The sequence below is a fragment of the Pseudomonas sp. SAR267 genome (assembly GCF_052077595.1).
In the GTDB taxonomy this organism is placed as follows: domain Bacteria; phylum Pseudomonadota; class Gammaproteobacteria; order Pseudomonadales; family Pseudomonadaceae; genus Aquipseudomonas; species Aquipseudomonas vlassakiae.
This window is the reverse complement of sequence record NZ_JBQIHU010000001.1, coordinates 4,020,875-4,034,975: the sequence shown is the minus strand read 5'-3', so window position 1 is coordinate 4,034,975 and position 14,101 is coordinate 4,020,875. Positions and strand designations below refer to the sequence as shown.

The following is a 14,101-nucleotide window of genomic DNA, read 5'->3' as shown; positions in this document are numbered from 1 at the left end:
AGTAATCCGCCCCAGCATGGAGCCATGTTCCCGACGCCACCCAAGGAGGCGCATGACATGGCAATGCAAACCAGCCCCACCCAGCTCCCCCGCCGCTTCATCAAGCTCCCCAAAGTTAAAGACCGCACCGGCCTTTCCACCACGGAGATTTACCGCCGCATTGCCGATGGGCGTTTCCCATCCCAAATCACGCTTGGCCCTAAATCCGTGGTATGGGACGAAAGCGAAATTATCGCTTGGATGGACGACCGCATCGCGGAAAGCCGAGAGGTGGCCTGAAATGAAAAAGGCCACGATCCCCGAAGAGAAACGCAGCCAGTCGCAAGGCGATATTACCACCAGCGCCAGCCCCGCCCAACTGTTGGAAACTGCCCCAACCAAGATTGCCCGCGTCCTGGTGTACGTCCGCCACTTCGGCACCCTCAACCGGTTCGAGGCGCCGCGCTGGGTAGGTGATACCTGCCTGAACTCGACCATTCCCGTGCTTGAGAGCAGTTACGGCCTGGTGTTCGAGCACATCCCCGAGAAGTCGCCCAACAACTGGGGCGAACCCTGCGACTGTACCCGTTACCGGCTGCTGGAAAGCTCGCATGAGCAAGCGGACAAGGTGCTGGCGCTGATGTTCAACCGGGCGGCGAAACGTCAGAAGGTGGCGGCATGACGGCCAAGATCAACAAGCTGGTGGGCGAAGATAATCCGGGAAAATCCCGCATTACCCTGACCCAGTACAAGGGCGAGCCGCGTGTGGATAGTCGCTTGCTCGCAAAGCAACTAGGCACGCAACACAAAAGCAGCATGGAGCTAATCGACAAGTACGCCGGAAAGATTCGCCGGTTCGGCCATCTTCCGTTTCAAACCGAAGTTGGTAAACGTGCCCAAGGTGGCGGGAAGGCCGAGCGCTTCGCCTTGCTGAATGAGGATCAAGCGTTTTTCCTGCTGGCGTTGTCCCGCAACACTGATCGCGTGGTTGATCTGAAAGCCGACCTCATCATGGCTTTCCGCGAAGCCCGGTATGGGTATGCCTGCCTCGCCCTGGAAGCTCGCAAGCAGGAAGCCAGCCAGAATGGCCGCCGCCTGGCCCGCTGGCGCTACGACAAGCCGGGCGCGTATCAGCACGTCGCTCATTTGCGCGAGCAACTGAAACTCCCGCTCGACCTGGAAGGGGGCTGCCAGTGATGCCCGTCACCCACCCAGCCCTGCCCTTGCCCAATCTGAAACAGGGGGTTGCATCCACTCCCACCCGCATGTATCGTCCGCCCGTCACGGTAAATCCCGTGGCCGGGCGTGGAAACCCGAACATCAAGTTGGCGCACAAGCGCCCCATGTCCATTGCTGGCGCTTTTTCTATGCCTGCAATGTCGCTTTATGGTGGTCGTGCGTGGGAGACCTTCGGGTCTGCCGGGTGCCAACTTGCCCGGTTTTCCACCCCGCGCACGGCTGCCACCCAATCCCGTGGAAAGGATCGTGGCAGCTCCACATCTCAAGTTGGAGCTACACACATGCAACACGCCCTCAATCCGTCTCGACTTCGTGCCGCTGCCCACCGCGCAATGGCAATCGCTGCCCTTCACGCTAATTCCAGCCTGGCTACCCGCCTCAAGCGCTATAACGAAGCCATGGCGAAAGCACGAGCCATTGAAGCTGTCGGGGGTGCCCAATGACTCTGGCTCATCGCAACGCCGAAGCGGTACAGGGCTTCATTCAATCTCAGGTCGTGATTACGATTCCCGGCCAGCAAGCGTTCCACCTTCCCCCAGTGGTTGGGGTAAGCCTTGCTGGCGATATCGCCACCATGGTGAAAACCGACTTCCCGAGCGCCTCAATCAGCATCCAGGGCCGTTGCCGCGAATCCCTGGCGGGCCTGGACGATGCCTTGCGTGTGTCGAACGAGGTTCGCGCCGCGCTGGAGGAATGCCAGCGCCAACCGCGCCCTGGTGCTGCGCTGGTGAAGCACTTCAAGGCCGCAGCCTGTGTCGGGGGCGTGTAACTATGACCACCCTGATTCAGAAGCCCGACGACACCCAAGACGACCTGCGCGACGTGCAAGGCGTGCTTGTGCTACTGGGCATGGCGCTAGCGCTGATCGCCGCACCTGCCACGCCGGTCATCGTCGCCCGCGTCACCGCCGTGATGGCGCAGCACACCGCCATGGCCTGGGCCGAAATGTTGGAAGGCGTGATCGCTGAGCAAGGGGGTGATCTGTGAAGACCGATACCACCCTGCGCATCACCCGCCGCCAGTATCGCCAGTTCGCAGAGCTGGCCAAGTCCAATGGGGTTGGCCTGACACTGGACACCTTCACCAACCTGGGCGGTATTTGGGGCGAATACAACTGCTGGGCGCAGCCGATCATTCGTGACGTGTCGAGCGAAAGCCGCCTGTGTGATGAGCGGATTGCTATCAAGCTGGCCACCAGTGTGAACGCTAGCGCTTTCCGTGGTGCTCACCGCCCTGAACTGGATTGGGCGGTGCTGGATGACAACGAGGTTTTCCCGTTCATCGTCAACCATGAAATTGGCCACCATATCGACAACTTCACGTATTGGGATATCGCCCTGATGCCTGATCTTGCGGCACGCGATGAATGCCACAAGGTAATCAATCGCGTGAATGAGATGTTGGCGGACCGCTATGCCTGGGAGCAGGTAAGGCCAGGGGAGCCACTACCTCTGAGCGAGACAGGCAAGCGCTTGCAGGAAGTAATGGCCGCCGACTTGGAACTGCTCAACAAGAACATGCCTCGCACCCGCAGGGCGCCAAAGGCGCTGCCGAGTGGGCAGTACACCTATGTGCCTGCCTCGATGCTGAAAACCGAGGAACTGGCAGCATTTGTCGGGCCGCATGTCTCACCTGCGCTGATTGAGCACACCCGAAACCGCCGCCGTATCCATCGCCGCGATTCTCGACTGAGGGCTTAAGCATGACCAATTTTCAACAGCGCCGCGCTGCGCTGAGGGATTCGTTCATCCCGAAGAAAGCCACCGAGCTGTTTTACGTGAGCCATCCGAAGGCCGAACGGGCCTTGCTGGGGCCGTTCTTGAGCCAGGCCGACGCCGAGTGCGGGCGCGTAGTTATGCGTAGTGCCGATGCCGTGGTGACTTCCAGCCTGGTCGATTCGCTAGACGAGCTGACCTACTGGCACGCGGTCAACAACGGACATGTCTGCCGGGCCTTTGCTGGCGCTGATCGCCAGGGGGTGAGCCATGGGTAAGGTAACGCCCATTCGCCGCAAGGGTGTCGGTGGCCCGCCGACTGCTGGCGCCCACATCGACAGCGCCAGCTATGCGCTACTGGTGGAAACGCTGGTGGGCTTCCTGGAGCTGCGCATTGCCGAGGGTGATGCTGGCCGTCACTGCCCTGAGCTGGAGCGTTTGACCAATCAACTGGAACGGCTGGCCAAGCGCTTCACCCCACCGCAGGGGGCCGCATGACTGATCCTGTGATCCTTTTCCGTGATGCGCTCCAGTCGGCCTATGGGCCGCTCGATTGGCTGCCTCTGGACGATGGCGACATTCACCGTTTCCACGTCCCCGGCGACAAGCCCGGCACGCTCAATGGATGGTACTGCCTGTTTGCCGATGGCATTGCCTCGGGCGCGTTCGGGAGCTGGAAGACGGGCGGCACCAACACCTGGTGTAGCCGTGAACCGGTGGACGCCCGCGAAGCCGAGCAGGTGCGCCAGCGCATCGAGCAGGCCCGGCGCCAGCGGGAGGCCGAACGGCAACGGCGCCAGCTCAAGGCGGCAACCCTAGCTCAACGCTGGTGGCGTGACGCTCGCCGTGCTGACCCGACCCACACCTACCTGGTCGCCAAGGGCATTCGTGCCCACGGCCTGCGCCAGCGTGGTGACGATCTGCTGGTGCCGCTGTATGCCGGGGGCGTGCTGGTCAACCTGCAACGGATCGCCCCTGACGGCGGCAAGCGGTTCCTGTATGGCGGTCGGATCACAGGCGCCTATTCGCCGCTGGGGCGCATCACGCCGGGCAAGCCACTGTGCATTTGTGAGGGGTGGGCCACGGGCGCCACGCTTCACGAGAGCGGCTATACCGTCGCCTGCGCGATGAACGCCGGGAACCTGAAACCGGTGGCGCTGGCGCTACGGGCCGACCACCCCGGCACCGAAATCATCATCGCCGGCGACGACGACCGCGAAACCGAGGCCGAGGGCAAGGGTAATCCGGGGCGCACCGCCGCCCATGACGCCGCAGCCGCATGTGGTGGCCTTGTGACCTTCCCCGAGTGGCCCGCCGATGCGCCGCTGACCCTTTCCGACTTCAACGATCTAGCCGCCTGGAGGTGCCACCATGCGTCCGCCTGAGAACAACGTTATCAACCTGCGCCCCGAGGCGCCCATGGTCGAACCAGATCGCCCTTGCTGGGGCGTGTATGAGCACTGGGTAACGAATGAGAAGGGCCGCAGGCTCAAGCCCGGCGTGTACTGGCACGGGTTCAAGCGCAGCGCCGCTGATGATGACAGCGACGACGATAAGACCGACCGCCCCATCACTGATGAATGGATCGCCACGCCCGTGACGGTGGTGGCACGCACCACCAATAGCGACGATGGCAGCGAGGGGCGTTTTCTGCGCCTGCACACGGACAACGGCGCCAAGGAATGGATCATTCCCATGGAGGTGTTCGGCGGGAGCGGTGAAGACGCCAGGCGGACACTGTTTGGCATGGGCGTGATTATCGCGCTCAAGAAGCGCGGCCAGTTCATGGAGTACCTGCTGGACCAGCGCCCCGCCGAAGTGTTCGCAACCACCTGCCGCCCCGGCTGGCATGAGTCGGGCGCCTTCGTGCTGCCTGGGCGCACCATCGGCAGTGACAAGGTGCGCTATCAGGCCAGCGGTAAGGGGCAAAACCTATTCAGCGTGCGCGGGAGCCTGGACGGCTGGAAGGCCGAGGTAGCGGCCAAGTGCGAGGGGAACCCTGTACTGACCCTGGCCATTGGCTGCGCCTTGGCTGGCCCGCTGCTGAGCCTGGTGGGCGTGCTGGGTGGCGGTGTTCACCTGGTGGGCGACAGCTCCAGCGGCAAGTCACTGGCGCAGCTGATCGGCTCATCGGTATGGGGCGACCCCGGCATATTCGCCGCCTCGTGGGATATGACCAAAGGCGGGTTGGAAATCGAAGCATCCAGCCGCAACGACACCATGTTGCCCCTGGACGAAATCAAACGGGCTGACCCCAAGCGCGTACAGGAAATGGCTTACTCGCTCGCCAACGGCCAGGGCAAGGGCACCATGACCCGTGACCGGGAGGCACGCGGAAAACTGAGCTGGCGTCTGCTGGCGCTTTCCAGTGGTGAGCGCTCCCTGTCTGAGCACGCGGCCATCAGCGGTAACGCCGCCCATGCTGGCGCTGAGCTGCGCATGGTGGACGTGAACGCCGGCACCCGCACACACCGCGCCTTCGATGAATTGCACGGCCTGGAGGGCGCTGACTTCCATCGCCAGCTCACCGTGGCTGTGGGAGCGAACCACGGGCACATCGGCCCGGCATTCGTGGAAAAGCTGCTGGCCAGCGACGACCGCCCCGGCCTGCTGGAAGACTTCGCCGGTATCCGCGCCCAGTTCGTCGAGGACAACGCTCAGGCCGGGCGGGTGGCGGATCGCTTCGCGGTGATCGCGCTGGCGGGGGAGATGGCCATTGCTTATGGCCTGCTGCCATGGACGCCGGGTAGCGCCCTGGCCGACTGCCAGTTGCTGTATGGCGAATGGCTGAGCCGGGTGGGTGGTGGCAATGCCGAGGATCGCCAGATACTGGCGGGCATCCTCGATTTCATCGACAAGCACGGCAGTAGCCGGTTTTCGGACGTGAACGACCAGATACCAGACATTAAGGTGTTCAACCGGGCCGGGTACTGGAAGCTATCCGGGGGCAGGCAGTTGTACCTGTTCAACAAGTCGGCATTGATCGAGGCAGCGCATGGGTACGGGCTGAGCCGCATCGTGAAAGCGCTGGATGGCGCCAGCGCGATTGCTGAGCGTGGAGCGGATCGGAAGCGGCACGCCAAGAAGTACCGCGTACCGGGTGGCGGTTCACCTTGGCTGTATGTGATCGACCCCGAGGCCCTGGATAGTGAAGGCGGCGCCGTATGACCGCCAACACCACAAGCCGAGATTGCCCATATTCACAGGAACCTAGATTTGGTGGGAACGGTGGGAACAGCCTTGAAATCCGGGGCTTCCAGCCGTTCCCACCTAATAAAAAGAGTGGGAACAAGTGGGAACACACAATCGCTTTCCAATATAAGAGCGCCTTGGCTCTGATCGTTTTGGTTATCACTGTTCCCACAAAAATCAGTGTGGGAACAAAATGGGAACAGAAAAACACCGCTGGAGGCCGCGAATTTACTGGGGCGTTCCCACTGTTCCCACTGTTCCCACACTTTTTGAATTCACAGGAACATTTGATTAGCAGCTATCAGGGCATGGTGACGCCATGAGCCTCCTTTCCGACCTGCTCAATCACATGCCGCCGAACGTGGCTGGCGCTGGCAAACCACCCATGGCGAAACGCACCCCGGATCGCCCGCGCCTGATGCTGGTCGAGCCTGCGCCATTGCCGCCCAGCCCGTACACCAACGCCGCCAATGCCACCCCTGAATGGCGCCTGGCCCGCGACCGGTACATCAGCCATGTCATGACCTGCCGGGGCTGCTATGCGCCCGCTGGTCGCCATTGCCTGATCGGTACTGAGTTGCGCACCACCTACGACAACACGCCCATGGAGGCCCACCCATGACGCTCACCCCAACCATGCGCCTGTGCGATATCGCCTTGAAGCCCGGCATCAGCGCCAGCACGCAACTCATCACCACGCGGCGTATCTGCCGCAACATCGCCCTCAACCTGGATTCGATCCATGCCGAGCGACGAGCCATGCGCCGCCAGGCGGGCAAGCTTAAAGCGTTCCTGCCGTTCACCCGGCAGGCCATTGCCGATCTGGAGCAGCAAGCGTGGGAGCACCGCGACGATGAGCGCAGCAAGGCGCTGGTGGCCTTGTCCGGGTTCGGGCGGCAGTTGCTGTTCGATGAGGCCGGGTTAGCCGGTGCCCTGGGGTTCGAGCGCCTGTGCGACCTGCTGAGCGTGAACACGGTGGAGCGAGAACAGGCCAGGCGGGAGGGCGTCACCAGCTTGGAAGGCCTGGCGTTCACCCATGCCCTGGAGAACAGCGCAGAACGCCGGGGGCAAGAATGGAATGACGCACCGCTGTTCAACGCCTGTCACGCGGCTATGGCGGACTTCATCAGGGACTGCCCCGATGGCGTGCTGCCTGACCCATTCGCACCTGGGGCGCCGTTCGGGCCGAAGCTGCCACCGAAACTGAGGGTGGTGTGAGCCATGATCGCGCCAGCAATGAAACAGGCGGATTCAGCCGCCAAGACGAAACAGCGGGTTTCAAACGAGCAGCGCCGGCAGGTGCTGGACCTGCGCCGCCGTCACTCGCTGCGTGAGGTGGCCGAGATTACCGGCCTGCCGCTGGGAACGGTGAAGACCCTGGTTTCACGCTCCGGGGCTTACCGCGACAACGAGCAGCACCGCGTCCTGTTCACCCTGCCGCCGATCAGCGCCAGCACCGAGACCCTGCCGAGCGTGCCCGAGCTGCCGCCGCAGGAAGTGGTCACCGGCGACAAGGAGGTGGATGCGGTGCTGTGGCTGCGCTCGATCATCAACACCGGTCAGGCCGTTCTGATTGACCGGGCCATGGAGGGCGTCAAGAAGATCAAAACGTCGCTCGATGTGCTGGAGAAGCGCTACACGGCTCACCTGATAGCCACCAACCCCGGCCACCCATTCGCCGCCATGTCGTCGTTCGGCTTCGCTGACCTGGAGGCGCTGGCCACTCGGGCTATCGAGCGGCACCGGCTGAGGCTGGAGGGTAACGCTCGCTTCGGTGATGCCTTGCTGGCTGACACCGAGGCGGAATCGTTCTGTATCGATGCGCTGCGCGGGCTGGAGGCTACCGGCCAACTCGGTGACTTTGACAAGAGCGAAGTGGCTGCCCGGTTCAACGCCCACCCTGAGCTGCTGCCACACACGCTGGCTGATTGCCTGTACGAGCTGGGCTACTGGGATCAGCTTTACCGGCTGCGCAACGCCGTGGATCGGGACGCCAGCGACGGACCAGCCGAGGCGACGGCACGGGAATGGTTTGTGTTCGGGCTGCTGGCGCAGATCAGACCCCGCGACAAGGCCGAAGCGCTGACGGTGTTCCGCTACCTGATCGCCAGCGAGCGCGACGACATGGCCGAGAGCGAGGCCATTGTTTTCAACCTGATCGGGTAGGCCGCGCCACGAAACACGACTGCGCGGAATCGTGGCGCGAGACAGGCCAAAACGTCTCACTCAGACCATATGGTCTGTCTCGCTGGGCGGCGCCAACCTTGATAATTGTTAACAGGCTGGAAGGTTGGCCAGCCCCGGCCCGGCACTAACATTTGCTAACAGGGCTGGCGCTTGGATGGCTGCGCCGGGCCGCCTCGATGTCAACATTTGTCAACATCCGGCCAGGTCGCCACTCGGGCAGAATGTCAGGTTTTGTCAGGTCGCTGGCGATGGCACGAAAGCCGGTATCCACTCTGGTATCCACGAAATGGGCAGCTCCAGCAGTCAGTGCCTGGCCTGTTTCGCGCAGCGCTTCACGCACCACCTTCACGCAAGCCCGGCGCGTGATCCTGTCGTGGTGCGCGGCCAGGTACGCACCGTTGGTACGCATTCTGGCGCTGGTGCTTGGCCAGTTCGCACCGGTGATTCGCACGCCAGGTTCGCAACCGCCTATGCGCGAACTGCGAACCTGGGTGGCCTGGTCTGTAGTTACCAGATCAGTAACCACGAAAAGTAACCACTTCGCATGGTTGCCAGCCGTTGGTTTCCACTCTGGTTTCCACGGTATTGCAGGCTTGCCAGTGGCAACCGCACTGCCGTGCCCACCGTGAACAACCACATAAAAACCACGAATCCCTCACCTAGCGCCAGCCGATTCAATCTCAGGTTTTCTCAGGTTCCACCGTGTAGGAAGCGACACACTGTGTAGGAATCAACACGGCAAGCTGGCCAGCAACCTTTACCGGGCCTTTACCGAATGTGAGACAGGCTGAGACGGAACCCGCACGGCCTGCCCGTCCGAGGCCATATGCCAGGCCGTTCCGGTAAAGGCTGGTGGTCGGCGCTGTCTCACATTGCTGGTGGTGCTAGGCGCTTCTTTGACCAAGCTTTGACGGAGTACGGGCCAGGCAGATGGCAGTGGCCCCTGTGGCCGGGCGTCAGAGGTTTGTCCGAGCTGGAGGCCGTCAAAGTCGAGGCCCTGGCCGTCTCATACCCCCGACAGACCCCTGACGGATTCTAGACAGGCACTAGACGGATCGGGAGGCGTGATATGGACCTGAGCCTAGCCGGGACGCTGCCTGCGGCTCAATTTAAGCCCTCACCCCGTCAAGAATTCGAGGCGGGGATTCTGGACAGGCTCTGGACGGATCGGCGCCAGCGCCAACGAGCGCAATGGCGGGGAGCCAGCGGTATACCTGGGAAGCAGGCGGTTGGCTATCGTCCGGCCAGCGCATCCCCGTCCAAAATGGCCGAGGCGGGGCGAAATTCTTGACAGGCCTTGACGGATTGGCGGGAGAGCACGCGCCAGCGCCAGGCTGTATGCCCCGTTCTGTAAGGGCTGGAGCAGTTCCAAGGGTGAGATTGGGGCGAGGCCCGTCAAGAATGATTCAGGGCGCCAGTATGGGGAAAACCCGCAGGCTTGCATGGGGAAAACCCTCAGACAGATCGGGGAAGCCCTGAGCACTGAAACTACCAGTTCCGGCAGTCTCGACTGATATTGGTAGGCTCGTGCCACGATGGCAGGCTGACGCTAGCAGCGTTACCTAGATATACGGATGACCTGCGCGAAAATTTATAACCCTGACAGCAGGCCGGAGCAGGTGGCCGGTCGTCACGGGCAAACTACCCGGATGCTGGGCAGTTATCAGATAATCAGGCGCCACCACATCGAGGGCCGCACCATGTCCGTTATCGACTGCGACTACCTACCCGACCCGGAACCGATCACCTTCCCGCCCGAGCTGGCGCTACTGATCGTGAGGAAGGCCGCCGCCATGGCCGAAGCATTCGAGAGCAAGGCACTCGACCAGATGACCATGGACGCCAGCCGGGCGCTTCGCGACGGAATGGAGCCGCGCAGGATCATCAGGCAGATGGGGCTGTAGATACCGGCGAGCTTTCCGGTATCTGTCCGGCGTCAGGGCCAGGTAAGGAAAAGTAAGCAAACCGACTGGGGTAGGCCTGGGTTCACTTTGATAACCGCCCGGCTCCCGATCCTCGATGGCTTGTACGCCTGGCCATGGTGAACGATCCGTTCACCCAGTGGCCTTACCGCAATCTTACCGTGACAGGTGCCGACACTACCTCCGAAACAGGGTGGCGATAACACCACCGATTTGTCCGATTAAGAGTCGCAAAAGGGGGCCACGCGAAGAAAAGTGAGTAGATTTGTGAGTAGATCAAAAACCAAAAATCACGAAAACCCCATAAACACTAGGCCAAAACCCATGTGTTTTAGTCCCCCTCGGGCACCAAGATCCGGAAAAAACCGACCTTATGGTCGGTTTTTTTGTGCCTGACGTTTCCCTTGACAGGGCCACGTGGCAGCGCCCGTCCAGCCCAGCTTCAGCAGGGACGACCGGCATCGATCCATGCCTTCACCTGCTTCATGCCCAATCTGTAACGGGCACAGTTGTGCAGCGCCAGAATATCCAGTTCGCCGCGTAGCAACGGCGCAAACTGCACTTTCTCTTCTGCAGGCAGTTCCAGCCCAGCCACCACCTGATCCACAGTCAAGCCCTCGCGCACGACCGCATTGATTGATTCGTTCAGCAGCTCTCGATAGCGCAGACGAACAGGGTCCGGCACCCCCATGGCTTCGAGCATCACGCCATATTTGCTGATCGAACGGCGATAAAGCCAGACGAACAGATCCGCGGCCATGGACATATTCCGCTGCTCGTAGACCCCCATCATTGCCAGCGCATAATCCTCTGGGTTCACATCCAGGAATGACAAGGGCGAGCAGTTGTAGAGCATCAACGGGATGTTCGCTGCCAACCGGCTCGTGCGTTTGTTTCCATCCTCGAACGGTTGCAGGTAGGCCAGGTTTATCCACAGGAAGAACGCGGCTTCGATCGGGTTCTTTATCTGCCTCGCCTTTTCCAGTATCTGCTCGAACATCTCCTCCATCAGCGAAGGCATCTGGGCCGGGAAATAGGTGGTGCCACTGATGTTCACCACTGTCTGGCGGATACTGCCCAAGGCAGCGCCATCTGCCAGCAGATCCTGCATCAGCAGAGCATGCAGGTTGCTGATAACCGCCGGATTGAGCCCGTATTCAGGCACCGCATCGACCATGAACTCGATGGCAGCCTTGTGGTTGAGCAGCATGACCGCATCCAGATCGCCGCCCGTCACACCACTTTCGAAAAGCCTTTCGGTGTCGAGCAGTGTGTAGCGGTTGCCTTCCAGACGCGACGAGGACCAGGAGAGATCTATCAGCAAAGGCTCCAGCACCTTGCGCGCATAAGTGCCCGCCGGCTGCTGCCCTCTCATTCTGCCTTCATGTTCCAGTGCGGCGGCCAGATTCTGGGGCAGCCACGTCGTCTGATTTGGTTGATAGCTGTCCACCAGATCACGCTGATACGTCACCACCTCGCGCATTGCCAATGGCCGAAGCAGCGATGCACGAAGTGCGCGGCTTTCCGAGGACCAGGGCAAGTCAGCGGTGATACTCGGTGCTTGCTCACTGTCGCTGGCAAGAGATACAGCAAACTTCAATCGGTATCGCGCTGTTCGCCCATCTTTTTCGCGCTCAACCTTACCCGCCTCCAGCAATACCTCCAGGTGGCGTTTGACAGTTGACCAACTCGCATCCAGGCGCTCGGCCAGCTCGCGAGAACTGAGTGCTTGATTGCCCTGCAAAGCGATCAGGATCTTGTTTGGCAAAGTCATGACTTCTCCGGATATAGCTCAATGCAGCTCAATATAGCTCAATGCAGCTCAATATAGCTCAATGCAGCTCAATGCAGCTCAATGCAGCTCAACCCAGCTCATCCGTGTTGACAAGCCAAAAGACCCGCCCTTTTGACGCCACCCCAACGACCTCGCGCCCTCCAGGCATCCAGCAAATCAATTGGCCGCCGCGTGAATGATGGCCATAAGCTGTCACTCGTCGGATATATGCCAAAAGTATTGCCTCTGTAATATCACTTGGCCATATTTGCTCACCCCTTTAAACCACCCCCGCGTGCCCCATGAACAAAACCGCGCCCTGTCTGGCAGCAATGATGCTGCTGAGTGGGTGCAATGGAATGCCAACCGCATACGTTTCAGACCCCGTCTACGACCAGGCTTTTGTCGTCACTTCCGGTGCCCCCCTGCCGATGCTGCTGATGGCCAGCGCCATCCAGTGGAACGAAGACTACGCCGTCACTGCCAAGCACACCCCGTTCCTGCGCAACGTGGTGCATGAGGGCCTGGGAGACGTGGTGTTTTTCAAGCACAAGGCCAGCAAGGTGCCGCAGTGGCGCCAGTTCGTGCCGGGCGAGTCGGTGACTGCGGTCGGCTTCAACAGCTTCATGATGCCGGTGCAAGGCAAGGGCCGTACGCTCGAATCGCTGGTACGCCTCGAAGGGACGCCGGGAAGTGTTTTCTACGCGGTGCATGACGGCCCAATCACCAAAGGCATGTCCGGAGGCCCGGTGTTCGCCGATGACGGCAAGGTGGTCGGGATGAACGTCGCCTTCATCGCCAAGGACGGGATCGATGCCCGCAACCGCCCGGACCTGGCCGGCAAGGCGAGGGTCAGTGTGTTCATGTCGTACAGCGAAATCGACAAGGAATGGCGCCGCTTCCAGTACCTGGCGCACAAAGGCAAGCCGCACGGCGCGCCTGCGGCGGTCAAAGGCTATGTCGCGGTGGCCAGCAAGCCTTGAGCCAGCGAAGGTCAGGCGGAACGTTCCGCCTGTTCATCTGCGCCGGCCAGCACGATGCAGTTGCGACCTGCGTGCTTGGCGGCGTAAAGCGCCATGTCGGCGGCATGCAGCCAGGCTTCGGCGTTGACCAGCTCAGCATCGAAGGGCGCGATGCCGATGCTCAGGGTCAATGACAACTGCGGCAAGGCAGGATCGTGGAAGGCTTCGATGGCCTGGCGCAGACGCTCCAGAATGGCGATGGCCTGCTCGGCGCTCGTATCGGGCAACATCACACAGAACTCATCGCCACCATAGCGCGCCGCCGGGTCGCTTTTGCGCAAATGCAGCGTCAAGCTGGCGCTGATCACTCGCAGTATGTTGTCGCCTACCAGGTGGCCATGGCGGTCGTTGATCTGCTTGAAGTGGTCGATGTCGAGCAGCGCCAGGTAGCTCTTGGCGCCGTTCGCCTGGCAGCGGCGGAACTCTCGCAGCAACATGCTTTGCCAGGCCCCGTGGTTGCTCAGCCCGGTCAGGCTGTCGGTCTGGCTGAGATGGGCCAGCGCACGCTTGTGCTGGGCCAGTTGCACGGTGACCTGGTAGCAGATCATGCCGATGGCCATGGGGTAGATCAGCAAGATGGGCAGACAGGCGAGCATCTGTGCCTGGGACGTCTGCGGGAACAGCGCCGGCGCGTATAGCCAGATGCCCAAGCCGATCCCCGCCAGTTGCGCCAACAAGGTCTTGAACAGCATGTGCCAGCCGCCAGCGGCGATCTTGTCCATTGCGATCATCGACAGGATGATCACGCTCGGCAAAGGGTTCAGGCCCATCACCCCGGCCCAGCAACCACCGGCAAAACCGTCGAAGATCAGGTTACGTTGTTCGGCCCTGAACGGGTGAAGCGAGACGCGCGAAATCAGGTAGGCCAGGTGTGGCCAGACGAAGCCATGCACCGCCAGCAAGCCCCACACCCACCCGCTCGGCTCCAGCGGGGCAATGCCGATCATCACGCAGAAAAAGCCCAGCCCCGTGCCGATGGCGCGGGGAACATGCATGCGTTTGGCGAAAGAGAGGCCCTTGCCCCTGCGCTCGTTCATGGCGGGCTCATCGAGAAATTGCTGTGCTTTCAAT

General features: G+C 61.5%; 19 protein-coding genes. 16 read left to right on the top strand and 3 right to left on the bottom strand.

Going from position 1 to position 14,101, the window contains the following annotated elements:
- Positions 1-57 precede the first annotated feature (57 nt).
- The 14 genes from ACTORR_RS18955 (at position 58) to ACTORR_RS18890 (ending at position 8,291) form a co-directional block, all read left to right on the top strand.
- Entirely contained in the window at positions 58-279 is a 222-nt protein-coding gene (locus ACTORR_RS18955) for a helix-turn-helix transcriptional regulator (RefSeq protein WP_256816168.1), read from the top strand.
- 1 nt (position 280) lies between these two features.
- Positions 281-661, top strand: a complete 381-nt coding sequence (locus ACTORR_RS18950) for a hypothetical protein (RefSeq protein WP_232883050.1) — start codon at positions 281-283, stop codon at positions 659-661.
- Entirely contained in the window at positions 658-1,176 is a 519-nt protein-coding gene (locus ACTORR_RS18945) for a Rha family transcriptional regulator (protein WP_313364305.1), read from the top strand. Before ACTORR_RS18950 ends, ACTORR_RS18945 begins: the two co-directional genes overlap by 4 nt.
- A gap of 481 nt (positions 1,177-1,657) precedes the next feature.
- On the top strand, positions 1,658-1,987 hold the full coding sequence (locus tag ACTORR_RS18940; RefSeq protein ID WP_313364306.1) for a hypothetical protein: 330 nt from the start codon (positions 1,658-1,660) through the stop codon (positions 1,985-1,987).
- A 2-nt stretch (positions 1,988-1,989) separates the two neighbouring features.
- Positions 1,990-2,205, top strand: a complete 216-nt coding sequence (locus ACTORR_RS18935; protein ID WP_313364307.1) for a hypothetical protein — start codon at positions 1,990-1,992, stop codon at positions 2,203-2,205.
- Entirely contained in the window at positions 2,202-2,918 is a 717-nt protein-coding gene (locus ACTORR_RS18930; RefSeq protein ID WP_313364308.1) for a hypothetical protein, read from the top strand. The genes ACTORR_RS18935 and ACTORR_RS18930 overlap by 4 nt, the downstream gene beginning before the upstream one ends.
- A 2-nt stretch (positions 2,919-2,920) precedes the next feature.
- On the top strand, positions 2,921-3,211 hold the full coding sequence (locus ACTORR_RS18925; RefSeq protein WP_313364309.1) for a hypothetical protein: 291 nt from the start codon (positions 2,921-2,923) through the stop codon (positions 3,209-3,211).
- Positions 3,204-3,431, top strand: coding sequence for a hypothetical protein (locus ACTORR_RS18920; RefSeq protein ID WP_313364310.1), 228 nt, complete (start codon positions 3,204-3,206; stop codon positions 3,429-3,431). Before ACTORR_RS18925 ends, ACTORR_RS18920 begins: the two co-directional genes overlap by 8 nt.
- On the top strand, positions 3,428-4,318 hold the full coding sequence (locus ACTORR_RS18915) for a toprim domain-containing protein (RefSeq protein ID WP_313364311.1): 891 nt from the start codon (positions 3,428-3,430) through the stop codon (positions 4,316-4,318). Before ACTORR_RS18920 ends, ACTORR_RS18915 begins: the two co-directional genes overlap by 4 nt.
- Positions 4,305-6,101 carry a DUF927 domain-containing protein gene (locus ACTORR_RS18910; protein WP_313364312.1) on the top strand — a complete coding sequence of 599 codons (1,797 nt, stop codon included), beginning with the start codon at positions 4,305-4,307 and terminating at the stop codon, positions 6,099-6,101. The genes ACTORR_RS18915 and ACTORR_RS18910 overlap by 14 nt, the downstream gene beginning before the upstream one ends.
- A complete protein-coding gene (locus ACTORR_RS18905; protein ID WP_441343762.1) occupies positions 6,098-6,448 on the top strand; it encodes a hypothetical protein in 351 nt (116 codons plus the stop codon). The genes ACTORR_RS18910 and ACTORR_RS18905 overlap by 4 nt, the downstream gene beginning before the upstream one ends.
- Positions 6,445-6,747: a hypothetical protein gene (locus ACTORR_RS18900; RefSeq protein ID WP_313364314.1), complete on the top strand. Its 303-nt coding sequence runs from the start codon at positions 6,445-6,447 to the stop codon at positions 6,745-6,747. The genes ACTORR_RS18905 and ACTORR_RS18900 overlap by 4 nt, the downstream gene beginning before the upstream one ends.
- Positions 6,744-7,343, top strand: coding sequence for a hypothetical protein (locus ACTORR_RS18895; protein WP_313364315.1), 600 nt, complete (start codon positions 6,744-6,746; stop codon positions 7,341-7,343). The genes ACTORR_RS18900 and ACTORR_RS18895 overlap by 4 nt, the downstream gene beginning before the upstream one ends.
- 3 nt (positions 7,344-7,346) lie before the next feature.
- Complete coding sequence (locus ACTORR_RS18890; RefSeq protein WP_313364316.1) at positions 7,347-8,291, top strand: hypothetical protein; 945 nt, start codon at positions 7,347-7,349, stop codon at positions 8,289-8,291.
- A 145-nt stretch (positions 8,292-8,436) separates the two neighbouring features.
- On the opposite strand, the gene ACTORR_RS18885 is transcribed toward ACTORR_RS18890, so the two are convergent.
- On the bottom strand, positions 8,437-8,721 hold the full coding sequence (locus tag ACTORR_RS18885) for a hypothetical protein (protein WP_313364317.1): 285 nt from the start codon (positions 8,719-8,721) through the stop codon (positions 8,437-8,439).
- Between the two features lie 1,165 nt (positions 8,722-9,886).
- Here ACTORR_RS18885 and ACTORR_RS18880 point away from each other — a divergent pair.
- Positions 9,887-10,216 (top strand): hypothetical protein, encoded by a 330-nt coding sequence (locus tag ACTORR_RS18880; protein ID WP_441343761.1) that lies wholly within the window; start codon positions 9,887-9,889, stop codon positions 10,214-10,216.
- A gap of 460 nt (positions 10,217-10,676) precedes the next feature.
- On the opposite strand, the gene ACTORR_RS18875 is transcribed toward ACTORR_RS18880, so the two are convergent.
- Entirely contained in the window at positions 10,677-12,008 is a 1,332-nt protein-coding gene (locus ACTORR_RS18875) for a Fic family protein (RefSeq protein WP_313364318.1), read from the bottom strand.
- A 335-nt stretch (positions 12,009-12,343) separates the two neighbouring features.
- Here ACTORR_RS18875 and ACTORR_RS18870 point away from each other — a divergent pair, with 335 nt between their 5' ends.
- Positions 12,344-12,991: a trypsin-like peptidase domain-containing protein gene (locus ACTORR_RS18870; RefSeq protein WP_262109182.1), complete on the top strand. Its 648-nt coding sequence runs from the start codon at positions 12,344-12,346 to the stop codon at positions 12,989-12,991.
- Between the two features lie 11 nt (positions 12,992-13,002).
- Here the strand turns inward: ACTORR_RS18870 and ACTORR_RS18865 are convergent, their stop codons facing one another.
- Entirely contained in the window at positions 13,003-14,067 is a 1,065-nt protein-coding gene (locus ACTORR_RS18865; protein WP_313364319.1) for a diguanylate cyclase, read from the bottom strand.
- Positions 14,068-14,101 lie beyond the last annotated feature (34 nt).